Annotated in this window: 26 protein-coding genes and 4 tRNA genes; 25 read left to right on the top strand and 5 right to left on the bottom strand. The window is 59.6% G+C overall.

From position 1 onward, the window contains the following. Positions 1 to 50: 50 nt before the first annotated feature. Positions 51 to 182, top strand: coding sequence for an ISAzo13-like element transposase-related protein (locus tag E4P82_RS18580; RefSeq protein ID WP_420887105.1), 132 nt, complete (start codon positions 51 to 53; stop codon positions 180 to 182). Positions 183 to 193: 11 nt separating this feature from the next. Here E4P82_RS18580 and E4P82_RS18575 read toward each other — a convergent pair whose 3' ends face one another. Beyond that, the gene (locus E4P82_RS18575; RefSeq protein WP_169250270.1) at positions 194 to 382 is read right to left on the bottom strand and encodes a hypothetical protein; all 189 of its coding nucleotides are present in this window, start codon (positions 380 to 382) and stop codon (positions 194 to 196) included. A 232-nt stretch (positions 383 to 614) separates the two neighbouring features. On the opposite strand from E4P82_RS18575, the gene E4P82_RS18570 reads away from it, so the two are divergent. Both E4P82_RS18570 and E4P82_RS18565 read left to right on the top strand, forming a co-directional pair. Next, on the top strand, positions 615 to 854 hold the full coding sequence (locus tag E4P82_RS18570) for a hypothetical protein (RefSeq protein ID WP_169250269.1): 240 nt from the start codon (positions 615 to 617) through the stop codon (positions 852 to 854). A gap of 4 nt (positions 855 to 858) precedes the next feature. Further along, entirely contained in the window at positions 859 to 1134 is a 276-nt protein-coding gene (locus E4P82_RS18565) for a hypothetical protein (protein WP_169250268.1), read from the top strand. Positions 1135 to 1195: 61 nt separating this feature from the next. On the opposite strand, the gene E4P82_RS18560 is transcribed toward E4P82_RS18565, so the two are convergent. Next, positions 1196 to 2698, bottom strand: coding sequence for an SUMF1/EgtB/PvdO family nonheme iron enzyme (locus E4P82_RS18560; protein ID WP_169250267.1), 1503 nt, complete (start codon positions 2696 to 2698; stop codon positions 1196 to 1198). Between the two features lie 307 nt (positions 2699 to 3005). Here E4P82_RS18560 and E4P82_RS18555 point away from each other — a divergent pair, with 307 nt between their 5' ends. From E4P82_RS18555 to E4P82_RS18530, 6 genes are all read left to right on the top strand, one after another. Further along, a complete protein-coding gene (locus tag E4P82_RS18555) occupies positions 3006 to 3188 on the top strand; it encodes a hypothetical protein (RefSeq protein ID WP_169250266.1) in 183 nt (60 codons plus the stop codon). Then, on the top strand, positions 3185 to 3820 hold the full coding sequence (locus tag E4P82_RS18550; RefSeq protein WP_169250265.1) for an ATPase: 636 nt from the start codon (positions 3185 to 3187) through the stop codon (positions 3818 to 3820). The genes E4P82_RS18555 and E4P82_RS18550 overlap by 4 nt, the downstream gene beginning before the upstream one ends. Positions 3821 to 4414: 594 nt before the next feature. Beyond that, complete coding sequence (locus tag E4P82_RS18545) at positions 4415 to 5119, top strand: hypothetical protein (RefSeq protein ID WP_169250264.1); 705 nt, start codon at positions 4415 to 4417, stop codon at positions 5117 to 5119. A gap of 233 nt (positions 5120 to 5352) precedes the next feature. Further along, positions 5353 to 6762, top strand: a complete 1410-nt coding sequence (gene thrC / locus E4P82_RS18540; protein WP_169250263.1) for a threonine synthase — start codon at positions 5353 to 5355, stop codon at positions 6760 to 6762. 28 nt (positions 6763 to 6790) lie between these two features. Beyond that, entirely contained in the window at positions 6791 to 8452 is a 1662-nt protein-coding gene (locus E4P82_RS18535) for a fatty acid--CoA ligase (protein ID WP_169250262.1), read from the top strand. A gap of 108 nt (positions 8453 to 8560) precedes the next feature. After that, complete coding sequence (locus E4P82_RS18530) at positions 8561 to 9232, top strand: carboxypeptidase-like regulatory domain-containing protein (RefSeq protein WP_169250261.1); 672 nt, start codon at positions 8561 to 8563, stop codon at positions 9230 to 9232. Positions 9233 to 9295: 63 nt separating this feature from the next. Here E4P82_RS18530 and E4P82_RS18525 read toward each other — a convergent pair whose 3' ends face one another. Together E4P82_RS18525 and E4P82_RS18520 are read right to left on the bottom strand one after the other, a co-directional pair. Beyond that, positions 9296 to 10255: a FimV/HubP family polar landmark protein gene (locus E4P82_RS18525; protein WP_169250260.1), complete on the bottom strand. Its 960-nt coding sequence runs from the start codon at positions 10253 to 10255 to the stop codon at positions 9296 to 9298. Positions 10256 to 10490: 235 nt separating this feature from the next. Next, on the bottom strand, positions 10491 to 11609 hold the full coding sequence (locus E4P82_RS18520) for a type IV pilus assembly protein FimV (RefSeq protein ID WP_169250259.1): 1119 nt from the start codon (positions 11607 to 11609) through the stop codon (positions 10491 to 10493). A 162-nt stretch (positions 11610 to 11771) separates the two neighbouring features. On the opposite strand from E4P82_RS18520, the gene E4P82_RS18515 reads away from it, so the two are divergent. The 12 genes from E4P82_RS18515 to E4P82_RS18465 all read left to right on the top strand — a co-directional run bounded on the left by E4P82_RS18515 (position 11772) and on the right by E4P82_RS18465 (position 24711). Further along, the gene (locus E4P82_RS18515; RefSeq protein WP_169250258.1) at positions 11772 to 14627 is read left to right on the top strand and encodes an AMP-binding protein; all 2856 of its coding nucleotides are present in this window, start codon (positions 11772 to 11774) and stop codon (positions 14625 to 14627) included. Positions 14628 to 14948: 321 nt separating this feature from the next. After that, on the top strand, positions 14949 to 16169 hold the full coding sequence (locus tag E4P82_RS18510) for a tyrosine-type recombinase/integrase (protein WP_169250257.1): 1221 nt from the start codon (positions 14949 to 14951) through the stop codon (positions 16167 to 16169). Next, positions 16166 to 16270: a DUF29 domain-containing protein gene (locus E4P82_RS22445; protein WP_246327711.1), complete on the top strand. Its 105-nt coding sequence runs from the start codon at positions 16166 to 16168 to the stop codon at positions 16268 to 16270. Before E4P82_RS18510 ends, E4P82_RS22445 begins: the two co-directional genes overlap by 4 nt. 179 nt (positions 16271 to 16449) lie before the next feature. Further along, on the top strand, positions 16450 to 17280 hold the full coding sequence (locus E4P82_RS18505; protein ID WP_169250256.1) for a hypothetical protein: 831 nt from the start codon (positions 16450 to 16452) through the stop codon (positions 17278 to 17280). Between the two features lie 291 nt (positions 17281 to 17571). Next, a complete protein-coding gene (locus tag E4P82_RS18500; RefSeq protein ID WP_169250255.1) occupies positions 17572 to 17790 on the top strand; it encodes a helix-turn-helix domain-containing protein in 219 nt (72 codons plus the stop codon). Positions 17791 to 18291: 501 nt separating this feature from the next. Then, a complete protein-coding gene (locus E4P82_RS18495) occupies positions 18292 to 21345 on the top strand; it encodes a hypothetical protein (protein WP_169250254.1) in 3054 nt (1017 codons plus the stop codon). Next, complete coding sequence (locus tag E4P82_RS18490) at positions 21342 to 21950, top strand: hypothetical protein (RefSeq protein ID WP_169250253.1); 609 nt, start codon at positions 21342 to 21344, stop codon at positions 21948 to 21950. Before E4P82_RS18495 ends, E4P82_RS18490 begins: the two co-directional genes overlap by 4 nt. Next, positions 21947 to 22162 (top strand): hypothetical protein, encoded by a 216-nt coding sequence (locus E4P82_RS18485; protein ID WP_169250252.1) that lies wholly within the window; start codon positions 21947 to 21949, stop codon positions 22160 to 22162. Before E4P82_RS18490 ends, E4P82_RS18485 begins: the two co-directional genes overlap by 4 nt. 69 nt (positions 22163 to 22231) lie before the next feature. Then, positions 22232 to 22603, top strand: coding sequence for a hypothetical protein (locus E4P82_RS18480; RefSeq protein WP_169250251.1), 372 nt, complete (start codon positions 22232 to 22234; stop codon positions 22601 to 22603). 62 nt (positions 22604 to 22665) lie between these two features. After that, entirely contained in the window at positions 22666 to 22986 is a 321-nt protein-coding gene (locus E4P82_RS22440; RefSeq protein ID WP_246327710.1) for an HGGxSTG domain-containing protein, read from the top strand. A gap of 701 nt (positions 22987 to 23687) precedes the next feature. Then, complete coding sequence (locus E4P82_RS18470) at positions 23688 to 24200, top strand: helix-turn-helix domain-containing protein (protein WP_312915685.1); 513 nt, start codon at positions 23688 to 23690, stop codon at positions 24198 to 24200. Beyond that, the gene (locus tag E4P82_RS18465) at positions 24142 to 24711 is read left to right on the top strand and encodes a PIN domain-containing protein (protein WP_169250250.1); all 570 of its coding nucleotides are present in this window, start codon (positions 24142 to 24144) and stop codon (positions 24709 to 24711) included. Before E4P82_RS18470 ends, E4P82_RS18465 begins: the two co-directional genes overlap by 59 nt. A gap of 95 nt (positions 24712 to 24806) precedes the next feature. Here the strand turns inward: E4P82_RS18465 and E4P82_RS18460 are convergent. After that, positions 24807 to 24882: transfer RNA gene (locus E4P82_RS18460), tRNA-Thr, on the bottom strand. A 111-nt stretch (positions 24883 to 24993) separates the two neighbouring features. Here E4P82_RS18460 and E4P82_RS18455 point away from each other — a divergent pair. From E4P82_RS18455 to E4P82_RS18440, 4 genes are all read left to right on the top strand, one after another. Next, a tRNA-Tyr gene (locus E4P82_RS18455) sits at positions 24994 to 25078 on the top strand. Between the two features lie 95 nt (positions 25079 to 25173). After that, positions 25174 to 25247: transfer RNA gene (locus E4P82_RS18450), tRNA-Gly, on the top strand. A gap of 38 nt (positions 25248 to 25285) precedes the next feature. Then, positions 25286 to 25361: transfer RNA gene (locus tag E4P82_RS18445), tRNA-Thr, on the top strand. Between the two features lie 80 nt (positions 25362 to 25441). After that, a partial coding sequence (locus E4P82_RS18440; protein WP_246327709.1) for a GTP-binding protein occupies positions 25442 to 25761 on the top strand: 320 nt, incomplete at its 3' end.

Here is a 25761-nt window from a genome sequence, read left to right as displayed (position 1 = left end):
GTTGATCGGGGCCACCCACACCCGCACCGGCTTGACCGTACACAGCGCGATTGGATCAGCACACCTATCCCACCGGGATCAAGATCAGCGGCGACCAGATGAGTCACGTCCATCTTCAAAAAGCCCCCTTCCACGGGGAATGGAATTACACCATCTCACCCGAAACCCCGGATAAAACTTGACCGGGTTATTTCTAAACAGATCCTATCGTCCTACCCTCGCAGTACGGGCAGCATTGACGTTCCGCCAGGCGCGCCATCACCAGGCGCTGTACGCCGTCTGCATCCTTCCGGTACCGCAGGGTCTCCAGCAGTGCGTCAAATTGCGCATCCGTGAGCCCTTCCAGACGCGCAACGATCTGTTTGTATTCGGTTTGTTCCACGCTCAGCCTCCGGTTCGTTTCGCCATTGTACCGGATACACGGTTAACACGAACACAGCCCCCTTTGGCTTCCAGTGCCATACCCCTATATCTTGTGGTCTCCATGGGAGATCTCATAGAGCCTCATGGAAATGATATGACGACATTACATCTATCCTCACGCCTTGATTGTGCCGGTCCCTTCGGCTTTAATGTACCCTTCCGATCCTGTTGATTCGCTGAGGAAATTCGTTGTGGATCTATTATCTTTCGATGCCGAACCGCTGTATTTCGACAACCCGCCTTCCGAAGAGGTCGTGCAGTTACTGCAACAAGCCGCCGAAGATTACAGTGACGGACAATCCGAGGCGGGTTTACAGCGCGCCTTTCAACTGGCCCCGGAAAATTTGATGGTTCTGGTTTCCCTGTTTCGCTATTTTTTTTTACCAGCACCGTTATCCAGAAGCCCTGGATATCAGTCAAAAAGCCCGTGAAGTCGTGCGGCAAAAGCTCGGATTACCCCAAGACTGGAGCACACTCAGCGAGGCGCAACTTCGCGAGGGCCATGAAAACGATATGGTGCTGGTCCGATTCTATTTGCTTTGCCTGAAGGGCGAAGCCTATTTGTATGCGCGGCAGGGCGAAACGGAGAAAGGCATCCCTTTGCTCGAAAAGGTCGCGGCCTTGGATTCCAATGATGATCTAAAAACCACCGACTTGTTGGCGGTCTTCAACCGAAACCTTCAGCAACCGGATACGGCGATGGGTATTTGAAATTTGCGGCGACCAAGGGGCTTCGCCCCCTGGACCCCCATAAAGTGAAAAATAAAAAAGATCAAATGGTTAATGTCCTGGCAAGACGAAATCCCACGCCGTCGAGCCTGAAGCGCGGGTCGACCCAGTTGCGAGCGGCCGACCGCAACCACTCCGGTTCGTAGAGCCACGAACCGCCCCGCAACACCCGAGGACCGCCGGAATCGGGGTCACTGACACAACGCAATTCGGCGCCACCATAATCTTTGTCGTATTCGGAGCAGGTCCATTCCCAGACATTGCCGTGCATATCGTGCAGGCCCCAGGCATTGGCCGGAAACTGGCCGACTTGTACGGTTTTTTGCCGATACACGCCTTTTTGTCCCCCGCCATAGGTGTAATTACCATCGTAGTTAGCTTGCTCGGTACTGATCGTGGCCCCGAAAGAGAACGGGGTTGGTGTTCCCGCTCGTGCCGCATACTCCCACTCCGCCTCGGTTGGAAGGCGGTACTCTTTATCGGTCTGCTTCGATAGCCACTTGGTATATTCCAGCGCGTCGTTCCAGCTCACACAGACCACCGGATGCTGATCATCTTGTTTAAATCCCGGATTTCGCCAGTTCTTATCAGCAGTTTGTTGCCATGTTTTACCATCCCAAGAATAACAACCTCCCGTTGCTTCCGCCTCCGTTCGATAGCTCGTAGCTTCCACAAAACGCCGGAACTGCCCTACCGTGACTTCCGTCTTGCCAATAGCAAAATTCTGTTTGATCTCGACGCGATGCTGATGCTCGTTATCATTACGGCTTTTCTCGTTTTCCGGCGACCCCATCAAAAATGTTCCTGCTGGAATCATCACCATCACCGGTCCCGGACTACCATCCTTGAGAGTGTCGTGGAATTCCTTCGCCCCCACTTCCTTCGCCACCGCTTCCTTCGCCACCGCTGATGTGGCGATATACGTCTGATAGAACTCGCGCCCAAAGTAATACAGACCAGTCCCACCCAAAATAACCAACACCAATATGATCCGCAGCCGAGTAAACAATACCGGTCGTTCCGGTCGTTCCGGTCGTTCCGGTCGTTCCAGTGATGGTTGTGGTGGTGATTCCGGTGGTTGTGGTGGTTTCGATGGAGAAGTAGGCGGTTTGACCGCCCTAAGTTTTTTGGCGATCTGCACCAACGCGGCATCCTGTTCGGCCGCCGTCAGTGTGGATAGCGGTGTTCTGGGATCATAGGCTGCCTGGTAACGTGCGATGTCCGTTTCCTCATACAGGCTATGCCGCACCGGCACCCAGAAAATGATCAGACCCTCTTTGCTGGCCGCCTCCAGCAACGTCGGAAACTCGTGCCGAGCGATAAATTCCGAGGCCAGAAAGTCCGGACTGACCAGCAGTACGGCAACCTTGGCCCTGGCCAGCGCTTTTTCAATCTCTTCCTTCCACAGTTGCCCCGGCTGGATACGCGTATCCGCCCATACGTCCAATGCTCCCTGACGCTGTAAAGGAGCAAGCATGGTTTGCAGTCGTTTGAGCCAGTCACCATCCGCATGGCTATAGCTGATAAAAACTTGATCCCGATTCATGCTGCTCGACTCGCAGGTTTGATTCCGTATTTGTCGTTGGCTACATCATAATAACGCGCCTGAGACGTTCCGCCGAGATCAGGCGCGGGATCTGCGGCACATCCCCGCCGAAAGTGTACTTCCGAAAAGTCCTTTATCGCGCAGCCCCAGCGTTTCCACATGGCGAGCGTGACCGATTCACGCCTGCGCGCTTAAAGAAATCGGATGAATCCCAACCGACCACAACGGCTTGAGTTACAATGGATAGAGTGGCCAACGGCAAAAGCGGGCGGCCACCGGCCAACGCGAGTCAACTTCGGAGCAGACGATGAAACAACCAGCATTTGATTTGAACGACATCACTCACGAACCCTCCGACGAGCAACTCGACACCCTGATGGAAGCGGTTGCGATGGAAGCGCGCAAGCATGCTCAGGCGGCGCGTGAACAACTCATGATCCGCCTACGCGCCGAAATCCTCGCCATCAACCCCCCTCGACCGCAGGCATGACCGACGGGGGAAAACCCCGGCTTATCGTGGTCGCCGGTCCCAACGGCTCCGGCAAGACTTCGATCACCCAACAACTGCTGATGCACGAATGGATGGACGGCTGCGTCTACGTCAACCCGGATTTCATTGCCCGCGACGAATTCGGCGACTGGAACGCACCCGACGCAATCATGCAAGCAGCGCGGCGATCCGCCGAGATTCGCGAGCATTGCCTGACGGAAGGCCGTAGCCTCGCCTTCGAAACCGTCCTTTCCGCCCCCGACAAGATGGACTTCATCCGCCGGGCGGGCGACGCCGGCTTTTTCATCCGGCTGTTTTTCGTCGGCACCGACGACCCTTCCATCAACGCCAAACGGGTCGCCATGCGGGTGATGGAAGGCGGACACGACGTGCCCATTCCCAAGATCATCGGGCGCTATACCAAATCGCTGGCGTACTGTTCGGTCGTAACCTGGCTGGCCGACCGAACCTACGTGTACGACAACTCGATCGACGACGCTCGCGCAAGGCTGCTTTTTCGCGCGTCGCGGGGCCGCTTGAGCAAGGTCTACGGAGAGATCAATCCCTGGGCCAGGGAAATCGCGCAACGACTTCTTCCCGTTCGAACTAACGCCACTCCCTCGATTTCCTAGCCGTCACTCCGACCGGGTCGCCGAATCCTCGCGGGACCATGACATGCGCATGGCGCGACCTCATGGCGATCGCGCGTCAACTTTTCCCGATCCCCGAACCAACCCTGCTTCGTGGGCACACGCCCGACGCCAAGAAAGCATGGTCAGATTTCCGGTTCTGCTTTAGACTCCCGCCCCGCTCTAGCAAGCAGCATCGCCGCTGGGCAGAGAAGCGGAGCACATAACCGCTTCACCTCTAGACATCCAAACCCTGCACCAAATTGAAACATCGCATTCCAATGACTACTTACCCAACCGCTCCATCGACAGTCGACTCACCCGCCATTTGCTTCGGCGTATCCAATGGTTACACCATCACCAGCGACCAGATCCACCTCAGCGCCGACCTAAACATCCTCGATTCCGAACATGCGACATCCGCCGCCTGGGCACTGCAACTCTGGGCGCTCGACACACCCTTCGTGGGTGGTGAACTCTCAGGCGTCAAGGTCGCCGAAATTCGGCTCGACCCCCTACCGGAGACGGCGCCGCCATCGATCACCGTCGCGGGCTCCACTTTCGTCATGCCCCCCCGCCGGTGTTCGCGACTGGGCCATGCTCATGGTGCTCGCCGCCGGCGAGAACGGAGACTTCCGGCACATTCACGCCTTTGCCAATTATCCTCGCCCCGAACGTTTCGCATTGCCACGCATCCTGGGCAAGGTGGGGTATCAGCTCACGGAAGATCAAATCGAACTGACGGTCGACGCGATCCAGAATCCACGCGATCCAGCCAATATGAGCGGTACGCTGTCGCTGGAATTGTGGGCCTTGACCGCACCCTATGCCGGCGGCGCTTTCGATGGCATCCCATTGGCCGGCGTGGTTATCGGCTCGCTCCCCGGCCAGGGGCAACAGTTTGATCTGCGGACGACCGCGCACCGCGTGCCAACCCCACCGGGAAGCTGGTCTCTGGTCTTGATGCTGCGGGAATGGACTCTCGCGGGCTATGTGACCCGGGACTATGCCAATTTTGAGACCCCCTATACCGGCGAAGCACCGCAAACCTCAAAATCGGTTCAAGTCACCGTCGCGCCCGAAGCCTCCCCTGTAGTCGCGCCCGAAGCCGAAGCTCCCGCTCCAGCAGCGGATACGACATCATCGCAACAACACCCGAACGAAGAAACCGACCCCGTACAACCCAGCGAAACCCAAAATCCAGTCGGATCGGTCGACCAAACAGAGATTGTCGATCCACCGCGCGCCAAGGACAGCGGCACCAGCCTCTTCGGGCGATTTTGGAAGTGGTTCGGGCTCTAATCACGGATCGGCTACCCACTTCTTTCGGACGCGATCCCGCAAACAGCCAGTGGGAGACCCCCCGAAACGCCTTCGGACACCTGCTGTGAGCAGCGCGCGTAAAGCAGCAGATGAGAGGAGGTGACGGTCTCCTTCCCCAATCCCTGCGCGGGATCAGCGCCTTTATGGAGGCGGAGGGCTACAATAGCTTATTCATAGACCCCTGCTCTTCGTGCTTTCAGAGGACCGACCACATGCGCTACCTCAGCACCCGGGGCGGCATGGCCCCCGCGACCTTTTCCGAGATCCTGCTGGGCGGACTGGCGCCCGATGGTGGCCTGGCCGTCCCGGAGCACTACCCGACCTTGGCGCCCGGCGAATTGGCCGGTTGGCGCGGCCTGTCCTACCCGGAACTGGCGTTCGCCATCCTGAGCAAATTCGCCGACGATCTACCGGCCGCCGACCTGCGCGCGCTGATCGACCGCACCTACTCCGCCGATACCTTCCGCACCGAAGCCATTACGCCAGTCACCAACCTGCTGGATAACGTCTGGTTGCTGCGACTATCGAATGGCCCAACCTTGGCGTTCAAGGACATCGCCATGCAGTTGCTCGGCAACCTGTTCGAATACGCTCTGCTCAAAACCGGCGGTCACCTCAATATCCTCGGCGCCACCTCAGGCGATACCGGCTCCAGCGCCGAATACGCCATGCGCGGCAAGCGCGGCATCCAGGTGTTCATGCTCTCGCCCCACCAGAAGATGAGCCGGTTCCAGACCGCGCAGATGTTCTCGCTGCAAGATCCCAACATCTTCAACATCGCCGTGCACGGCGTGTTCGACGACTGTCAGGACATCGTCAAGGCCGTCAGCAACGATGCCGAATTCAAGGCCCGCCACGCCATCGGCACCGTCAATTCCATCAACTGGGCGCGGGTGGCGGCGCAGATTGTCTATTATTTCAAGGGCTGGCTGGCGGTCACTACCCACGACGATCAGGAAGTGTCCTTCGCCGTGCCATCCGGCAACTTCGGCAATATCTGCGCCGGCTACATCGCCAAGCGCATGGGCCTCCCCATCCGCCGACTGATCCTGGCCACCAACGAAAACAACGTGCTCGACGAGTTCTTCCGCACCGGCGTCTACCGGGTGCGCCAGACCGCCCAGGTGGCGCATACCAGCAGCCCCTCGATGGATATCTCCAAGGCGTCCAATTTTGAGCGCTTCATTTTCGACGCGGTCGGGCGCGATCCGGCGATGGTCCGCGAACTGTGGCGGCAAGTGGACACTTTCGGTTTCTTCGACTTATCCGGCACCGACGCCTTCCGCGCCATCTTGCCATCCGGCTTCGTGTCCGGCTCCAGCAATCACCCGGACCGCATGGCGGTGATCCGCTGGGTCTACCAGGAATGCGGCACGGTCGTCGATACCCACACCGCCGATGGCATAAAAGTCGGGCTGGAGTATCGCGAGCAAGGCGTGCCGCTGCTTTGCCTGGAAACCGCCCTGCCCGCCAAATTCGAGGATTCCATCGTCGAGGCGCTGGGCCATCCGCCGGAACGCCCGGCCGGTTACGAAAACATCGAAGCACTACCGCAACGGTTTGAGGTGATGGAGGCAGACGTGGCGGCGGTCAAAGCGTACATCGCCCGACACGCGAGCTGAACGATAAAACGCCATGGAGTAGAACAAAATGTCCGAACAACTCATCGAGCGCACCCCATCCGCCCACTATAATCCCTTGTTGATCAAAAGCTTGCTCGATAACCCGATTCGTCAGTTCCCCGAGCAGGAGATCGTCTACGGCGATTTCAAGCGCCAAACGTATCGCGATTTGGGCGAACGGGTCAGCCGCCTGGCCAGCGGTCTCGCGGGACTTGGGGTGAGGCGCGGCGACACCGTGGCGGTGATGGACTGGGACAGCCACCGCTATCTGGAATGCTTCTTCGCGGTCCCGATGATGGGTGCGGTCCTACACACCGTCAACATCCGCCTCTCCCCCGAACAGATTCTCTACACCATCAACCACGCCGAAGACGACGTCATTCTGGTCAACACCGAGTTCCTCCCGGTGCTGGAAGCCATCCGCGACCGCATCGAGCCGGTCAAGAAACTGGTGCTGCTGAACGATACCGGCCAGACGCCGGCCACCACCCTGGACATCGGCACCGAGTATGAAACCTTGCTGGCGTCCGGCGATCCCGACTACAAATTTCCTGATTTTTCCGAAGACGCCCGCGCCACCACCTTCTACACCACCGGCACGACTGGCCTACCCAAGGGTGTGTACTTCAGCCACCGCCAACTGGTGCTGCATACCTTCGGCACGCTGGCCGCGCTGACCGGAACCGGTCAGGGTCGTTTCAACCGCGACGATGTGTACATGCCGATCACCCCCATGTTCCATGTTCACGCCTGGGGGATTCCCTATGCCGCCACCCTGCTGGGCGTCAAGCAGATTTATCCGGGCCGCTACGTACCGGAACAATTATTGAGTCTGATTCAGCGCGAGAGCGTGACCTTCTCCCACTGCGTGCCGACCATCCTGCAAATGCTGCTGGCCAGCCCCAAGGTGGAAGAAATCGACTTATCGCGCTGGAAAGTGACCATCGGCGGCGCGGCGCTGCCACAAGCCTTGGCCAAACAGGCGCGCGATCGGGGCGTGGATATCTTCACCGCCTACGGCATGTCCGAAACCTGCCCCCTACTGACCCTGGCTCACCTGAAACCGCATATGCTGGACTGGGACGAGGAACGGCAGTTGGAAATCCGCTGCAAGACCGGTCTGCCACTGCCGCTGGTCGAATTGCGGGTGGTGGACGAGGACATGAACGATCTACCCCATGACGGCACGACCTCCGGCGAGGTGGTGGTGCGTAGCCCGTGGCTGACTCAAGGTTACCTCAAGGACCCGCAAACCTCGGAACAACTCTGGCGCGGCGGTTATCTGCACACCGGCGACATTGGCACCATCGACCAGGAAGGCTATCTCAAGATCACCGACCGGCTGAAGGACGTGATCAAGACCGGTGGCGAATGGATCTCGTCGCTGGAACTGGAAGATCTGATTCTCAAACATCCGGCGGTGACGGAAACGGCGGTGGTCGGCATTCCCGACCCCAAATGGGGCGAGCGACCGCTGGCGCTGGTGGTTCTCAAGCCCGATCGAACCGGACAAGTGGACGAAGCGACAATCCGTGACTGGCTGAAGGATTTCGCCGACAAGGGCATCATTTCCAAATGGGGTATTCCCGACCGAGTCTTGTTTGTCGATTCCATCCCCAAGACCAGCGTGGGCAAGCTCAACAAGAAAGAGATGCGTCAACAGTACGCGCAGACGATCCAAGGCGGTTGAACGACGCGGGAATCAAACGCTCCCCCGCGAACTCTAAGGTTTTCGGAGCAAGACTGCTGGAAATTCCTTGTCCGACAAGGCTCACGGAAAACATTCAGGAGGTCCGAAATGGCAACGATGCGCACGATAGGTTCGATTGCGGCGGCACTGGCACTGAGCGGCGGATTGTCTCTGACCAACGCGCAACAGACATACACACCCACACCTTACGGTTCATCTCCGCCACGTTACGAAGAGCCGCCACCGCTCAAGCCCACCTCCCCTTACGAACCGGCGTCTGAAGGCCCCATCCAGTTTTACACCCAACCGGCCGAGCCGGCGCAACCACCAACGCCGTCCGCATCGCCATCACCACGCCCTTATGCGGCACCAACGCCAGTATCCGCGGAGGACTCATATACCCCCGACGCGGAAGACACCGGACCCGGCTGGCTGCCGCCGGGTGATCGGATTCAGGTTCAGGATTATCGAGGCATCCGTTACGCCTCCGGCGGCGTGGGCGAAAGCGAACGCGCCGAACTCAACGCGCTATCTGGGCAATTCAATCTGCGGCTACTATTCGCCATGCAAGGCAGTGGCGACTATCTGGCGGACACCAAGGTCATCATCGCGGACAAACGCGGCGAGACCGTGCTGAGCGCCACGTCGAACGGCCCCTGGTTCTACGCCCAACTGCCGCCGGGTACCTATACCGTGGAAGCCAGTACGCCCGATCAAACCCAACGGCAACCCGTAACCATCGGCACCCGCCAATCCCGATTGAATTTCTACTGGCGTTGATTCGCAAGCCAGCACTGGTTTCTCACAACCCAGCCCTCTCTTTTGGAGAGGGTTTTTCCGTCCTCAATTAACGGCGGACGGTGGCAAAGTGGACTTCGGTTCGGGTTCGGGTTCGGGTTCGGGTTCGGAACCAGAATCCGACCCGGATGCCGCAGCCGGCGGCGGAGAAGGCGGAACCTGAGTCGACCCCTCCGGCTCGGCTACCTGGTTGGCAGCAGCTTGCTGTTCCAGCAATTGTTTCGCCACTTTGGAACCGGTGTGATCGACGATTTCCCGTAAGGTCGGAATCCGCAAGGTCACTCCCACTTTCAGGTAATCCATACCCTCTTTGGAAAATGCCGTTGGATTGATGGCAAATAGCGCCTTCATCATGATGTCGACACCGATATTCGGAGCGGGGCGAACCTTGGCGGCGATATCCCAAAGCCGTTCGTTGGGCATGACGGGACCGTATTGATCGCCCTCCTTGTATGCGGGCATGGCCGGCTTTTCGGACTTAACCACTGCTGAATCAGCAGGTTCAGCGACCTCGGCAACTTCGGCAACTTCGGCAACTTCGGCAACTTCGGCGGGTTCAACTCCCGGCGGTTCCACCACTTCCGCGACCTCGGCGGGTTCAACTCTCGATGGAGCGGCGGACTCCATCGCCGGCGGTTTTGCGGAATTGGTTACCGGAACGATTTCGGCTGATTCAAATACCGGCAGGACAGCGAACCCCGCAACTGGCCGCACGATGGACTCCGCAACTAGCGATTCAACAACATCGGCGGTTGGCGATAACTCGAAAACATCAGCCGCCACTGTTGCTGACGTGCCGTTAGTTGCCTGAGAAGTCGTACTCGGTTCAGTCGTAGTCTGGTCATCAAGCGCTGACGGCGTCACTGCATCGGCGTCAAGCGCAAGAAGCGGTGACGATGCCACGGCATCGGCAATCCGCGCATCAGCAAGGTTTTGCGGTGCAATAGGCACGAGAGGAACCTGAGCGGTAGCTGATGCCATGACTTCTGAAACGACCAGAAACAACAGTGGCGTCGCCGAAACTGGCGCAACGACCGTAGGCGTCACCAGTCCCGATGCAACTGTGCTCAATGTAGGGTCAGGTTCGACAACCTCCGGCTTCGGCTCGGAAACCGCGACCTCCGCCGGTTCGGGCGTGGGAACCTCTGGCTTCGGTTCGAGGGCCGCAACCACCACCGGTTCGGGCGTGGAAACTTCAACCTTCGGCTCGGAAGCCGTGACCGTCGCGGGTTCGATTACCTCAGGCTCCGGTTCGAAATCGGAAGCTTCGGGCTTCGGTTCCGGGGGCCGCGACCATCGCCGGTTCGGGCGTGGGAACCTCCGGCTTCGGTTCCAGGGCTGGCGGAATCGGCTCAAGCGCGCTTGGCCGCGCCAAGGGAAATACGGCCAAGTTGCTGGCGTTTGTTCCCGCCGCCACCGGTTCCACCGCCGACGCCGGCGCCTCCCCGACGGATACAATGCCAGTTCGCGCATCGTCCGTTGCCGCTTTCTCCGTCGCCACCTTCTCCACCGCTGCCTTTTCCGCCGCTGCCTTCTCCGTTGCTGCCAATTGCCTGGCAACCGCAGAACCGGTGAAATCGGCGATTTCCTGAAATGTCGGAATTCGCAACAGAGCCCCGATGCGCAAACCATCGACCCCCACCTTGGAAAAGGCATCCGGATTGGCCTGAAACAGGGCCTGCATCATCTGATCCCGGGTGATTCCGGGATCGGGTCGAACCTTGAGCGCGATTCCCCAGAGCCCCTCGCCGGACGCGACCGGCCCGTACACATCCCCCGGTCGATAGACCCAACTCCCGGACGAGGACGCTTCCGTGGAAGAGGTCGGTTGATCTGGGTATTGAATGGTTCTGTTCACAACGATATCGGCCGAAGGCGGCGGCTCGGAGTTCGACTCGACCTCGGTGTCGGCGGGCATGTCCAACACGGTTTTGGTTCGACCGGCGGCAGGTTGCTCGACCAAACGCCGCACGGGATCGAGCAGTACGGTGAATTCCCGGAACGTCTTGCCGCGCGGCCAGCCGAATTCCAACAGCAATGCCAGCGACGGTTCGTGGATGGGCTTGATCGACACCACCTTGACGTAAACCTTGCCTTCGGCATCGTACTGGATCGAAAAGACCAGATGATCCAAGGTTGCCCCTCGGTCGAGGCCAAACTCCTTGAACATCGTCGGCGACGCCACCTTGACGGAAATCCTGCCCAATTCCTCCGGCGATAGCGTCGGCAGCGGAATCCTGGCATCGAACAACTGGTTCAAGGCGGAATCAACTTGAATCTCGCCAACTTCCAGCGCGAAGGCGCAAACGGGCCCCAGCAGCAGCGAAGCCAACCAGCAGCGAAACACATTGCGAGTCATGGACAAATCCTCGGGAATCGGGCGGCGGCAGGGTGAAGTTCGGCAAGTTTACGCCGATGCCGGCACGCATTATCCCTCATATTCTAGAATGTTGATTTAGGACGCCAACAGCCCGACTCCGGTTATCGGCCGGAATTCGCGACAATCACCGGACCTATCGCCATGTCTCCCAATCACGATGGCTTGCCAAACTCCGCCGAACCGGCATCCACGAACGCCGGGGATACCGCAGCCAACCTGCTAACGATCATGCGGGAACTATTGCTGGAAATTCGCCAGTCCGAGCGAGACGCGCCGACATTGACCCTGGATAGCCACATCGATCGCGATCTCGCGCTGGATAGCTTGGCGCGCACCGAACTACTACAACGGATCGAACGGAATTTTCGCGTACAGCTAGACGAAAAGGTGCTGTTGGCGGAAAGTCCACGCGACTTGTTGGAACTGATCCTGCGGGCCAGCGGCCAACCGCCGGAGGCAACCGCGCTCGCGCCAGACTGGCAAGCGCCGACGGCGCAACAAGCCGCAACCGTTGGCCTCCCGGACGGCGCCGAAACCCTGATCGACATGCTGGACTGGCATGTCGGGCGCCAGCCCGAGCAGGTGGCCATCCAGATTTACGGCAACGACGATCGGATCGACACCGCCTTCACCTACGCCGAACTGCGGCAGCGCGCCCGGGCGGTAGCCACCGGGCTGCGGGAACGCGGGCTGCAACCCCGACAGACCGCCGCCATCATGCTCCCGACCGGTCCCGAGTATTTCCTCGCTTTTTTCGGCATCCTGCTGGCGGGCGGCGTACCGGTACCGATCTATCCGCCGGTCCGCCCTTCGCAGATCGAAGAGCATCTGCGCCGCCATGCCCGGCTGCTGGGCAACGCCCAAACCATGGCGTTGATCACCGTACCCGAAGCCAAGCTGGTGGCGCGACTGCTGCGGGCGCAAGTCGAGGAACTGCGCCACATCGTCACGGTGGCGGAATTGGAGCGAGAACCGACCCCATGGAGCGACGCCCCGGTTCGCGGCCCGGATCTCGCCTTCCTGCAGTACACCTCCGGCAGCACCGGTGACCCCAAGGGCGTGATGCTGACCCATGCCAATCTGCTGGCCAATCTGCGCGCCATGGGCTCGGTCGTGGCGGCCGGACCCAACGATGTGTTCGTGAGCTGGTTGCCGCTGTATCACGACATGGGCCTGATCGGCGCCTGTCTGAGCAGCCTGTACCATGGTTTCCCCCTAGTTGTCATGTCGCCGCTGAGCTTCCTGGCCCGGCCGGCCCGCTGGCTGCGGGCGATCCACCACCATCACGGCACCCTGTCCGCCGCGCCCAATTTCGCCTACGAACTCTGCGTGCGGGCCATCCAGGATCACGAAATCGAAGGGCTGGACCTGAGCTCCTGGCGAATGAGCTGCAATGGCGCGGAACCGGTCAACCCAGCCACCATCGAACGGTTCATCGCCCGCTTCGAGCCTTACGGCTTCCGGCCGGACGCCATGGCGCCAGTGTATGGGCTGGCCGAGTGCTCGGTCGGACTGACGTTGCAACCGCCGGGGCGGACACCGATCATCGACCGGGTGCGGCGCGGCGCGTTCATGGCTGGCGGTCGAGCCGAACCGGCGGACGCGAACGAGGCGAACGCCCTGCTCTTCCCCGCCTGCGGCCAGCCGCTCCCCGGCCACCAACTACGCATCGTCGACGACCACGGCCGGGAACTACCGGAGCGGCAGGAAGGACGGCTGGAATTTCAGGGGCCGTCGGCGACGGCTGGTTACTACCGCAATCCCGAGGCCACCCAACGACTGTTCCCGCACGGCGACGACTGGCTAGACTCCGGCGACCGCGCCTATCTGGCCAACGGCGACGTGTACCTGACCGGCCGAGTCAAGGATCTGATCATTCGCGGCGGGCGCAACATTTACCCTTACGAACTGGAACAGGCCGTCGGAGAAATTCCGGGAATCCGCAAGGGCTGCGTGGCGGTTTTCGCCAGCGCCGACCTCGCCACCGGCAGCGAACACCTGGTCGTGGTCGCCGAAACTCGCGCCACCCAACCGGAAGCCTTGGCCAAGCTACGCCAACAGATTCAGAGTGTCGGGGTGGACTTGCTGGGAACGCCGCCGGACCAAGTGGTGCTGGCGCCGCCGCATACGGTGCTAAAAACCTCCAGCGGCAAAATCCGCCGGGCGGCCATCCGGGAGCTGTTCGAACACAACGCACTGGGGCGTGGCGGCCGGGCGCTGTGGCTGCAACTAACGCGGATCGCGCTAGCCAGCGGCTGGGCGCAAACACAGCGATTTTGGCGCGGCGCATTGGAGCGACTGTATGCCGCTTACGCCTGGACCCTGTTCGGGCTGCTGGCACCGGCGGTGTGGCTGGGAATCATGACGCTACCGAAGCTGAAATGGCGCTGGGCACTGAGCCGGACCGCGACTTGGCTGCTAGCTCAGCTCACCGGTACGCCGTTGACGGTGCGCGGGCTCGAACACTTGCCAGCCGGTCCCTGCGTACTGGTGGCCAACCACTCCAGCTTCTTGGATGCCTACGTGCTGATGGCGACCATCCCACGCCGTTTTCATTACGTCGCCAAGCGGGAGTTGCTGGATAACCGCTGGATTGGCCCCCCATTGCAACGGATCGGCACGTTATTCGTCGAGCGCTTCGACATACAGCGTAGCGTCGACGAAGCCCGCAAGATCGCCGAGGCGGCGCACGCCGGCCACTCGCTCGGGTTTTTCCCGGAAGGCACCTTCAAACGCATGCCGGGGCTGCTGTCGTTTCGCATGGGTGCGTTTCTGGCGGCGGCGCAAGCGGGGACACCGGTGGTCCCGGTCACGATTCGCGGCACCCGCTCGATGCTGCGCGCCGGCTCCTGGTTTCCACGCCGCGGTCGGCTGGAAGTGCGGGTCGAAGCGCCGGTTCAGCCGGATGGCGACGATTGGGCGGCGGCGGTGCGGCTGCGCGATCGGGCACGGGCGGTGATTCTGCGCCACTGCGGTGAACCGGATTTGGGAGAATGACCCACGCCCCTGCCGCCGGTAAAAAATTCGTGGTGCCGCATCGGTGCCACGGCCGAAAACGAAAACGGCCTGCGTTGCCGCAAGCCGATGAAAAATATGGAGCTGGCGAAGGGAATCGAACCCCAGACCGGCTGATTACAAATTAGTGTCCCCTGATTTTCTCGCAATTTACCCAAGTTAATAGACGTTTACGATTCAGCGGCTTATGCTTTCAATGGATTAACCCGAGTTAACGGCGATTTCCTTTGACCATTTGACCGGCATTTGACCGACTGGCGAATGAGTGGGCTGACCGCCGTTTTTCACCCGCGAGGGGCACCCATGAACGCAAACGCCGATAACCGTAAGTTTTCCTTCAGTAAAGAGCGTATTGACCGCCTACCGATCCCCGACCGGCGAACCTACTACTTCGATACCAAGGTGCCTGGACTAGCCTTGTCGATCACGCCCACCGGACGCAAGAGCTTCTATTTCATCCGCTGGCTGAACGGCAAGACGGCTTTCGCCAAGCTGGAGAACGGCGGCTATCCCGCGATGACCCCCGAGCAAGCCCGCGCGGCCGTCACCCGCTTGAACGGGGAAGCCGCGACCGGCATCGATCCGGTGGAAGTGCGTCGGGAACAGCGCGCGGAAATGACCTTGCTGGAGGCGTTCGAGCGCTGGATCGAGCACGGCAAGCAGCACAAGCGCAGTTGGGAGCAGGATCAAGCCACCTATCGGCGCTATCTGGAAGGCTGGGGAAGCCGGAAGCTCTCGCGCTTGACCCGCCGCGCCATCACGGACTGGCATCACGCCACCGGCGAACGTCACGGCCTCTATGCGGCGAACGCGGCCTTGCGCCTGCTGCGGGCGCTGCTGAATTGGATCATCCGCGCCTACGATTTGAAGCTGAGCAACCCGGCCGCCGGGATTCCGTTGCTCCCCGAACAGAAGCGGGAAACCTGGATCGATCCGGCGACCATGCCCCGCCTGCTGGCAGCCATCGAGGGCGACCAGAACCCGGACATGCGCGATTTCTTCCTCCTGTGCCTGCTGACCGGTGCCCGACGGGGCAACGTGCAGGCCATGCGCTGGGCGGATGTGGATTTGAGCGGCGGTTGCTGGACGGTCCCCGGCAGCGAGCACAAGACCAAGCGTCCGATCACCATCCCGTTGTCAACACCTGTTCTAGCCATCCTGCAAGCCCGTCAGGCGTTCCATGGAGGCAAGGGGTATGTCTTCCCCTCTTCGAGCGCCAGCGGTCACCTGGAGGAGCCCAAGGCCGCCTGGAAGCGGGTTTTGACCCGCGCGGGGCTGGAGGGGCTACGGATACACGACCTCCGCCACACCGCCGCCTCGTGGCTGGCCAATCAGGGCGTACCGCTGACCCTGATCGGCGCGGCGCTGGGGCACACCCAGACCAGCACGACCAGCCGCTATGCCCATCTGGCGGTCGATCCGGTCCGGCAAGCCCTGGAGCGCAGCGGCAACGCCATCATGGCGACTCGCAACCCACCCGCCGAGGTCATCCCCCTGCCGCCGACTTCGAGGAACGTGTCATGAGCGATCTGCACCGGCAAGATTTTCATGCCTGGACGCGCCAGCAAGCCGACCTGATCCGGTCCGACCGTCTGTCCATTTACCCTGGAGCAGGTCATGACTGAAGGATGGTTGGAGTAAACTGCTTGAATGCGGTCTGTAGGCGGCCTACAAGGCACGCGGCGAACACGATGGAGGTGGGGGGGGTAGGGTGAAAGAAGCAGTACCGTAGAAACGAAGCGGGGCGGCCCTGTGGCGAAACAGGAACCGCCCCTTGTCATTTCGGCTTTGGAGACCTTGGAAGATGACAGGAGAGGATTCTAAAGAACTCGTCGCGCTTCGGGAAGCGTTACGAAACGAGCAAGCAGATTACGAGTCATGGGAGTTTTATCACGCTCCAGAAAATGGAAGTCGGGAAAGCGAGCGACGTGAAAGGCGGGAACGTAGCTACCCCCAGCGAGTGGCCAGCGAGCGCCTACACCGACTTGACCGATTGCGCCAGCTACGGACTCGTGTTGAAGTCTTGGAGCGAGAAAAGGCGATACAAGATTCTAAGACCAGTATTGCCGACCAGATTCAAAAGTCTATTCAAGACATTTTATCAAACCCCGAAGTGGCCCCGAGCGGTCCGCTGGTGTCACTGGATACGCTTGAAACGATTTTGATGAGGCATCCGGTCTATGGTTATCAAGACGAACCTGTGTCCCCTGAAGAAGGGGGAACACGCATCCCCGGTGCGGTGCGATTCCTAAACGAAGCCTATTCGTCCGACTTCGCGGTGCGCCATGGATTGTTGGCTGACTTGATGGTCAGTTTCCAGAGAGCGGCAGCGCGGCATCCGGTGGTAAAGAATGACGATTGCCTGCACCTCCTTGTGCTGCTGGTCTACCGGTTGGGGTTGCCCACTTACGACAAAACTGGAAAGCCGGCAACGTTCCCCGATGAACTATCCGCAAGTCTCAACTTATCGGCGCGATGGGCGCGACTGTCTGAGGTTGACGCCACGTTGTGCCGTTACGGTTGGCCAGCGCTCCCGATTGAACACTCTCTCTCACCAACCGTTCCCCAAGATGTGGCCATCGCTCCGGCGGCGACTGATTCGGGAGAATCTGCGCCAGACAAAAAACCAGCCTAAAAAAACCAAAAAAAACGTGTTACCGAGCGCGGCAAAGAGCACGAAAAATGGAAAGAGTGCGCCGATAAAATCCAGCAAGAGCGGAATAGAAGCGGAAAGCCGGCGTTTAAAAAATACGGCCTAGCTTTGGAAGTTATTGATCGCTTGAAACTCAATGATTCCATTGAAACGGTCCGCAAAAGGATATGATTTGGTGAGTTTGGTGAGTTTGGTGAGTTTGGTTAATTAACCAGACTTACCAGTTTTTTTTATTTCAAGCTATCCGCAGTTTTTAGAAGCAGCGAGGTAGCCATGCAGACCCCCACCAAGATTGATCCCCTACTCACGCCCGAGCAGACCGCCGCCAACCTTGGCGTCTCTGAAAAAACCTTGAATGTTTGGCGTTGCACAGGTCGTGTGAACCTCCCTTACGTGAAGGTGGGTGCACGCGTTCGGTATCGTAGCGCCGATGTGGAGGCATTCATCACCCGCCGGACCATCCGCCCTGGCGCCCTAGAGGCCACCCAATGACCTCCCTTGCACCGCGCCCACGGCGGCGTATACTGATCCGCGAGGCGTCAGAAACCTCAAAGGCGGTAACCGCACCCGACAGATTTGCGGTATTTTTGTGCCCCCATGCCTGGAATCCGTCCATGGCTTGGAGGGGTGGGAAATATCCGAATACCCACCGCCGTTCCTTTGCGGTTCTGAACCTCCAAGCCGCCCATCACCGGGCACCGCTTCAACTTCAGAGATTCAAAGGAGCGCCAGCCATGGCCGCTAATCCAGTCGCTTTGCCTCCCCCCCAACGCATAAAGGCCGCCCACTTCGACAGTGGAGCGGCCCCATGGAATCCTAAACCCGGCAAGTTGGGATTCTATTGGAGTCAGCTCCCGCTGTCACGAACTGATAGCGAGACGCACTTTGAGTACCAACTTAAGCTTCACCAGATTCACCGCGATCACTCCGAAGCGCCTGAGTAAGCGCTTCATTCTCGCTGGCGATACCCTAGTCAAAGAGGGTGGCGGAAACATGGCCGACGGCATTGCCGAGCGGCTGACCGTCGCAGACCTGGCCGAATTCGCCGCGTTGCTGACCAACTTGCGACCGAATCAAGCGCTGACCTACGGAATCAACGGTCACGACCGCGCCCGTGTCATTCCAAAGGATGCGCCGACCCATGTCGGCGACGATCTTCCGGTAATCCACCGGACCCGCGATCATTTCCACTGGCCCGAAGGTGCCGGGCTGCTGATGCTCGACTATGACCCCGCACCTGACGGCAAACCTTTAGGTGTGGACGAACTGCACGCCGCCCTGGCCACTGCCTGCCCGGTGCTGGCCGATGCACCTGCGATCTGGCGGCCGAGTGCTTCGAGCTGTATCCATGATCGGAAGACCGGCGCGGAGCTGCGCGGCGTCGGGGGACAACGCCTATACATTCCCGTGCTGGGAGCCAGCGACATTTCCCGCGCGGGCGCGGTCTTGTTCGACCGCCTTTGGCTGGCTGGCCACGGCCGATTTGAGGTATCGAAGTCGGGCGCGCTGCTGGCGCGTTCATTGATAGATGCCTCCGTCTTCCAGCCGGAGCGCCTCGATTTTTGCGGAGGTGCGGATCTTGGGCGCGGTCTTGAACAGCGGCTGCCTGATCCGGTGCTATTTAACGAGTCCGCGCCCTACCTGGATACTCGGGCGGAACTGCCGGACCTGACCGCCGAGGAAGAATCACGGCTCGCTGCCATCCGCAGTGAGTTTGGCGCGGCGCTAGAAGCGGAACGGCAGCAGGTCCGCGAAATCTGGATCGCGGAACGTGTCGCCGCTGGCTTGGCGGACCTGCCCGAGGAGCGGCGCGAGACCATCCGGCCCCGGTTGGAAGTGACCTACCGCCAAGCGGCCGAAGGTGGCCGGCTTGGACTGGATTTCGAGCTGGTGGCCGTAAAGAAAGGTGGCAAGATCCGCAAGGCGCTGACCGTCCACGAACTGCTGCGCGACCGAGCGGCATGGCACGAAGCGACTACCACCGATCCACTAGAGCAGGATTATCCCGACGGCCAAGCGCGGTTGGTCGGGTGGCTCAATCTACGGGCACGCGAGCCGTATCTACAAAGCCAAGCCCATGGTGGCATCCGGTATTGGCTGGGCGATGAATCACAAGCCACTGAACCGCCGCCGCTGGATGATGACGGCTATCTTGACGCCATTGTTGCTGATGCCCAACAAGTACAACAGACGCAAGCGCCCGATCGTGGCGTAACGATCCAGCTAACACCCGGCGCACTGCCCGAAACAGTAGATCAGGCCGAAGTGGCGCTATGTGCGCATGAGCCGAATTTCTTCCAGCGAGGCGGGCAGTTAGTTCGTTGGTGCGCCAATTCTGCCGAGACTGTGCGAGGAATCACCCGTCCCGGTGGTGCTGTCACCATTCTGAATCAAGACCCCGACTATTTATTGGACCAATTCAACAGGCTGATCCGCTGGGAACGCTGGGACTCCAAAAAAGAGGACTATAAGTGCTGCAATGCGCCACGGACCGTCGCGACCACCCTGCTGGCGCGGCGCGGGCACTGGAAGGCCAAGCCGCTGGTGGCGGTGATCAATTCGCCGACCCTACGGCCGGACGGCAGCATTCTCGATCAACCCGGTTACGACGAAGCCACTGGCTTACTGTTCGTCAACAACGCCGTTGAATTCGAGTCGATCCCGCAACGCCCGACCCGCGAACAGGCTTTGGCCGCGCTGACCTTTCTCAAGGATGAGGTGCTGATCGGCTTCCCCTTCAAAGAAAACCACGACCGGTCGGCCGCCTTGTCGGCGATCCTGACCGCCATCGTCCGTCACGCCCTCAAGGCCGCGCCGATGCACACGTTTAACGCGCCGGTCATGGCGAGCGGCAAGAGCCTACTAGCCGATGTCGCGGCGTTGATCGCGACCGGACACCCGGCGACAGTCATGAGCTTCACGCCCGACGGCGATGAGATGCGTAAACGCATCCTGTCCGTGCTGATGCAAGGCGATTTGGTGGTCAACCTGGACAACATTGAGGAGCCGCTTGCCAATCAGACGCTATGCAGCGTGCTGACTCAGGAAACATTCACAGACCGGATTTTGGGAAGCAACAAGACCGGCACCGCGCCCACGTTGTGCTGTTGGCAGGCCACCGGCAACAACTTGGTGATCGCGGGCGATCTGACCACGCGAATCGTGCCCTGCAACCTGGACCCGAAGGTTGAGCGGCCTGAGGAGCGCGAATTTGAGCGCAACCTGTACGACTGGATACCCGCCCATCGTCCCCGCCTGATTCGGGAGGCGTTGACCGTGCTGCGTGCCTATGTCGTGGCCGGCAAACCCAAGCAACCGATCAAGAATTTCGCGCGGTTCGAGGATTGGTCGGGGCTGGTGCGATCCGCGCTGGTTTGGCTGGGGGAGGCCGATCCGCTGACGGGACGTGAGGCCATCGAGGACGGCGACCCGATCCGGGTCAAATTGCGGGCGTTGCTGACGGCATGGCACGCGACTTTCAAGAGCGCGCCGGCCACCAGCCGTGAGGCGGTTTGCCGAGCCAACGAGACCGAACTCGACGAAGAAGGCACCGAACGCCCGTGTTATCCGATCATGCGCGAAGCGCTGGAAGAGCATTTTACAGACAAGAGCGGTAGAGCAAACAGCCGCTATCTTGGCGAATTCCTTAAGAAATACGCTGGGCGTGTGGAAACCGGCGCGAAATTCGACACAAAAGGGACATCGCAACGCGCCGTCAACTGGCGGGTGGCGATAGTCGATAAATCGCGTTTTGCGAAATTCGCTGACCGTGGGGAAACAGACTCACTAGACTCACGCGACTCACCGCAGCCGCAATCGGCTTCAGGCAACAAAAGTGAGTCTGGTGAGTCTGGTGAGTCTGTACGCCATAGCCGAGAAAATTTCTCCGACGACAACCGCCAGCAACCGCCCGCAGAGCCGCCACCGGACGATCTACACGCCGCCAGAGTCGCCGAACTCATCGCGAGCGGCTGGTCACCGTGGAATGCCACGGCCCGCGCCCGAAGCGAGGCCAGCCAGCGTGCCAAGGCGGGAGCGCACCAATGAGTCGCCGCCGCAAAACCCTTACCGCCAACCAAAAGCGCGACGCGTTGATGCAGTGCGACCACATTTCCCGCGCGCTTCGTTCGCTGGCCATGGAAACTCTGAACCGCCACGCGAAGATTTCGGACACCGACCATGCTTTGCGACTGGCGGCAAGTGTCGAGCGCCTAAAAGGCAGGATCTGGAAATACCCGGCGGAACGGCGCAAGGCCGAGGCGGAAGCCAACCGGAAACGGGCGGAAGCCTCTAGGGCACAAATCGCCGAGCAGCCGCGCACGGACACCGGGAAAGTGATTAGCCGGGTATCGCCTCAAGTTGAGGCGGGACCCGGTAAAAACAATAAACCGCAACCTGTTCGCGACCACGCCCATATCGACGTCATCGGCGAAATCATGGATAGCGCCGCCAACATGCCGTCCAGTTTGCGGAACGACCCGGCCGGCCTGCTGCACCTTGGCGCGCAAGCGTTGTGCGATCCCAACGCATCGCGTAACGACCTGCACCAAGCGCTATTCGCGGCGCTGGCTTTTGTCGGAGCACGTCATCACCAGCGCATCGAAAATCAATTGCGCGAAGCCACCAAAGCCATGCGGGGGAAGATGAATTGACCAGCGATTTCCACGTTTCGGTGGTGGCGTGGTCCGGTCGCCTGTCCGAACTGGCGGCCCGGTTCGATATGCCGGCCGACGTCTTGGCAAGACAACTTCGCCGGCTGAGCAATGCGCCACCGGTGCGTGGAAACCTCATCGTGCCGGTGGATTCACCCACGGCGATTCACACCTTGCGCCATAGGTTGCGGCTGGTGATGGTGGAAGATTGATCGCCTTAACCTATGTAGACCGGTCCATCCTTCCCGGCTTGAGTGCCGGACTCTCACGGAGAATTTTTGATGAAAAAACCAACCCTGGCACAGCTCGAAAGAGAAGTGGAAGCCGCGCGGCTGAACATGGAAGCGCGCAAGCAACGCGCGTTGGAAGCCATTGCCGAAGCCGAGGAGCGGTTGCAATCCGCCAAGGCGCGCTTGATCGACAGCACCGAGCGATTACCCGATCGCATGGCGCTGACCGCCATCGGCGACGAAAGCTGGCCACCGGAGCGGTTAGCCGCCTTCCGGGCCGAGATCGAGCAGGACCGCGCGACCGTCGCCGATACGGAACTGCTGGTGGCCGGACTGAAAAAACTCGTTGCGCGCGACTTCATCGGTCAAGCGCGGCATGTGGCCGCAATCCAGGCGCACAAAAGGGCGCTGATCGCCGCATAACCCCAGCCCAGCCGCACGGCAATGGAATTTTCCGACGCCATAAACGCGCGCGAGGGTTTGGCATGAGTACCCCTGAGCAACGTAAACGACTGCGCGCATTCAATGCCGAACATGCCCGCGTCGCCGAGCGGTGGCGCAAGCGAGGTTTTCAGTATCCCCCGCCCGAGTTTCCAATCCTGCCGGAAGACTTACGCGGTCTGACGTGTGGCGCGAAGACTCGCAAGGGGACACCCTGCAAGCGCAAGGACATTTATGACTCTGGCCGCTGTCACCTACATGGCGGGCTATCCACGGGTCCGAAGACGCCGGAAGGCAAGGCCAAGGTGGCGCTGAATGGCCGGTGCCCGAAGCGCAGACTCGAAGCAAAGCCCATGGGAAGTTGAGAAAAGTTAACTTTCGCACCGAATAAATACGAGCAAATTCTTCTATCATCCAATGGCTTGCGTGCAAATTCCGCCGTTTTTCAGTCTGACTTTTCCGACACGGTAAAAAATGGCTGGAAAGCTGGCGGGTCCTTCCTGAATATAAACGCCCCACGGATACGCGGAAGCGCGGTTTTCGACAGTTTTTCGGTCCCTATAGGTGGTTTTGAGTGTCACCCCTGTTGGAAATCCGCGCCAAAGACGTTGCTGGGAGCAGTCGAGGCCGGCATAGGCCCATTAATATTAGCGTTTCCTAATACTCGATAGGGTGCCGCCGCAATCGGTGGCGAGTGGCAAACCTAAATAGGACTGTTTAGGGAAAAGCCGCTGTACCCGAAAGGCGTCGGTCTTGTCGATGCCGAGAGAGGCGTAGATTGACGGACCAGCGGTTTCGCTTTGCAACCGGTTTTCTCTGGCCTTCCACATTCCGCAACCAATCGCCCATGCGAGGGGTGGTGTCACCGGACTTTTTGCGTTCCGTTTACGCGCGCGGAGAAGCACCTGAGCCGCAATTGTATTTAACTGTTTGGAATTTCATATAAATAGATAAAAATTAATTGATAAAAACAAATTTCGAATATTTCGAATAATGCCAATAATAGGGTGTCTATAGCGAATAACCGAACGAACTCCCCCAACATCCTTTGGACCGGACATAAACTATGGCGCTCGCATCCACCAAGAACCCGAGCCTGCCGACTGAAGAGGAAGCGAGGCTGGCGGCCGAAAGTAGCCGAAAACTCGCCGCGATCATCGGTGGCGGCACGACCGCTCAGTTGCGCCTGTATGATGGTGACGTAGAAATCACCGTACCCTTTTCCGCGATCCACATGCTGGCGGACATCCTGGCCCAAATGGCGCGAGGTAACGCCGTGACGCTGGTTCCCATCGAGCACACGCTGACAACCCAACAGGCAGCGGACTTGCTCAGTGTCTCTCGACCTTACCTCGTGAATCTGTTGGAAACCGGCAACATTACGTTCACCAAAGTGGGACGTCACCGGCGCATCAAGTACCAGGATTTATTGACCTACAATGGAGCGGATCGACGAGGAAAGCCGTCAAGCACTGGACGAACTATCCAGGGAGGCGCAAGAACTGGGGATGGATTACTGATTGGCAACCTTTACCGTTGTCTACGATGCTTGTGTCTTCTACCCGGCGACGCTGCGTGACTTGCTGATTCGGTTGGCCAGAACAAGGCGGTTCCGGGCGCGCTGGACGACTCGAATCCATGAGGAATGGACCCGAAATTTGCTGGCTAAGCGCCCCGACTTGGCCAGCGAACGCCTTGAACGAACGGTCATGTTGATCAATAAGGCCGTCGAAGACTGCTTGGTGACCGGCTACGAGCCCATCATCGAGGGCCTCAAACTACCCGACCCCGATGATCGCCATGTCTTGGCGGCCGCGATTCGAGTGGGAGCCGCAGCTATCGTTACGATGAATCTGAAAGACTTCCCCAAAGAGGCGCTGGGCGAATTCGGAGTGTTCGCCATACACCCGGATGATTTCATTCTCGATCTGGCGGACCTGGAGCCACCCATCCTCGAACGTGTCGCCAAGGAGCAGCGGGCAAGCCTGCTTAACCCACCACGGTCAGCCGAGGAGTTTATCAGCGGCATTCGCCGGCAAGGTCTACCGGGCGTTGCGGATTTCCTCGAAGATCGCGCCGATCTCATCTGAGCGCATCACGGCCCAAATTCACCGGCAACCTTTGACCGGCATTTGACCGACCCAAAACGAAAACGGCCCGCGTTGCCGCAAGCCGATGAAAAATATGGAGCTGACGAAGGGAATCGAACCCCCGACCGGCTGATTACAAATCAGCTGCTCTACCGACTGAGCTACGCCAGCCACCTGAAAATAGCTATTATAGTAGAAAATTTTCAGTATCGTTTCGCAAAAACTTCATGCTGGCGATTGACAATCATGTTTTTTTGTCAAGATAATATGCGACTCAATTTTGGAGGGGTTCCCGAGCGGTCAAAGGGGGCAGACTGTAAATCTGTTGGCTCAGCCTTCGAAGGTTCGAATCCTTCCCCCTCCACCACACTTTGAGGGTTGGCTGCTTCGTGGAGACGAAGTTTGCGGTGACACAAAAGGATTTTTGCCGCCGCGGGTGACGTTGAGCCTAGCGCGGCCAAGGCGGGTGTAGTTCAATGGTAGAACCTCAGCCTTCCAAGCTGTTGACGTGGGTTCGATTCCCATCACCCGCTCCAAACCATGCGACCATGCGCGATATCGAAGATAAAGACCGGCCCATATAGCTCAGTTGGTAGAGCGCATCCTTGGTAAGGATGAGGTCACCAGTTCAAATCTGGTTATGGGCTCCAAATTCAATGCATTATTGTGATGCCTGATGTGGCGCGATCCAAGTTTTCGGCCTTAGACAGTTTTTTAGGGGAGTGCCTGGATGTCCAAAGAAAAGTTTGAGCGCAGCAAGCCGCACGTCAACGTGGGGACGATTGGCCACGTAGACCACGGCAAGACCACGCTGACGGCGGCGATCACGAAGGTGATGGCGACGCAATTCGGTGGCGAATTCAAAGCCTACGACCAGATCGACTCCGCGCCGGAAGAAAAGGCGCGCGGCATCACCATCGCCACGGCGCATGTGGAATACCAATCGCCCAAGCGGCACTACGCCCACGTCGACTGCCCCGGGCACGCCGACTACATCAAGAACATGATCACCGGCGCCGCGCAGATGGACGGTGCCGTACTGGTGGTCTC

This window comes from Candidatus Competibacter phosphatis (assembly GCF_012939995.1).
In the GTDB taxonomy this organism is placed as follows: domain Bacteria; phylum Pseudomonadota; class Gammaproteobacteria; order Competibacterales; family Competibacteraceae; genus Competibacter; species Competibacter phosphatis.
Note: the sequence above shows the minus strand (reverse complement) of the source record. Positions and strands in the feature narration are given on the sequence as shown.

What these genes read in the sequence shown, in the direction of transcription:
- E4P82_RS18560 (WP_169250267.1), bottom strand. Translation starts at nt 2,698, where the DNA reads ATGAATCGGGATCAAGTTTTTATCAGCTATAGCCATGCGGATGGTGAC.
- E4P82_RS18555 (WP_169250266.1), top strand. Translation starts at nt 3,006, where the DNA reads ATGAAACAACCAGCATTTGATTTGAACGACATCACTCACGAACCCTCC.
- E4P82_RS18550 (WP_169250265.1), top strand. Translation starts at nt 3,185, where the DNA reads ATGACCGACGGGGGAAAACCCCGGCTTATCGTGGTCGCCGGTCCCAAC.
- E4P82_RS18545 (WP_169250264.1), top strand. Translation starts at nt 4,415, where the DNA reads ATGCTCATGGTGCTCGCCGCCGGCGAGAACGGAGACTTCCGGCACATT.
- thrC (WP_169250263.1), top strand. Translation starts at nt 5,353, where the DNA reads ATGCGCTACCTCAGCACCCGGGGCGGCATGGCCCCCGCGACCTTTTCC.
- E4P82_RS18535 (WP_169250262.1), top strand. Translation starts at nt 6,791, where the DNA reads ATGTCCGAACAACTCATCGAGCGCACCCCATCCGCCCACTATAATCCC.
- E4P82_RS18530 (WP_169250261.1), top strand. Translation starts at nt 8,561, where the DNA reads ATGGCAACGATGCGCACGATAGGTTCGATTGCGGCGGCACTGGCACTG.
- E4P82_RS18520 (WP_169250259.1), bottom strand. Translation starts at nt 11,609, where the DNA reads ATGACTCGCAATGTGTTTCGCTGCTGGTTGGCTTCGCTGCTGCTGGGG.
- E4P82_RS18515 (WP_169250258.1), top strand. Translation starts at nt 11,772, where the DNA reads ATGTCTCCCAATCACGATGGCTTGCCAAACTCCGCCGAACCGGCATCC.
- E4P82_RS18510 (WP_169250257.1), top strand. Translation starts at nt 14,949, where the DNA reads ATGAACGCAAACGCCGATAACCGTAAGTTTTCCTTCAGTAAAGAGCGT.
- E4P82_RS22445 (WP_246327711.1), top strand. Translation starts at nt 16,166, where the DNA reads ATGAGCGATCTGCACCGGCAAGATTTTCATGCCTGGACGCGCCAGCAA.
- E4P82_RS18505 (WP_169250256.1), top strand. Translation starts at nt 16,450, where the DNA reads ATGACAGGAGAGGATTCTAAAGAACTCGTCGCGCTTCGGGAAGCGTTA.
- E4P82_RS18500 (WP_169250255.1), top strand. Translation starts at nt 17,572, where the DNA reads ATGCAGACCCCCACCAAGATTGATCCCCTACTCACGCCCGAGCAGACC.
- E4P82_RS18495 (WP_169250254.1), top strand. Translation starts at nt 18,292, where the DNA reads ATGGCCGACGGCATTGCCGAGCGGCTGACCGTCGCAGACCTGGCCGAA.
- E4P82_RS18490 (WP_169250253.1), top strand. Translation starts at nt 21,342, where the DNA reads ATGAGTCGCCGCCGCAAAACCCTTACCGCCAACCAAAAGCGCGACGCG.
- E4P82_RS18480 (WP_169250251.1), top strand. Translation starts at nt 22,232, where the DNA reads ATGAAAAAACCAACCCTGGCACAGCTCGAAAGAGAAGTGGAAGCCGCG.
- E4P82_RS22440 (WP_246327710.1), top strand. Translation starts at nt 22,666, where the DNA reads ATGAGTACCCCTGAGCAACGTAAACGACTGCGCGCATTCAATGCCGAA.
- E4P82_RS18470 (WP_312915685.1), top strand. Translation starts at nt 23,688, where the DNA reads ATGGCGCTCGCATCCACCAAGAACCCGAGCCTGCCGACTGAAGAGGAA.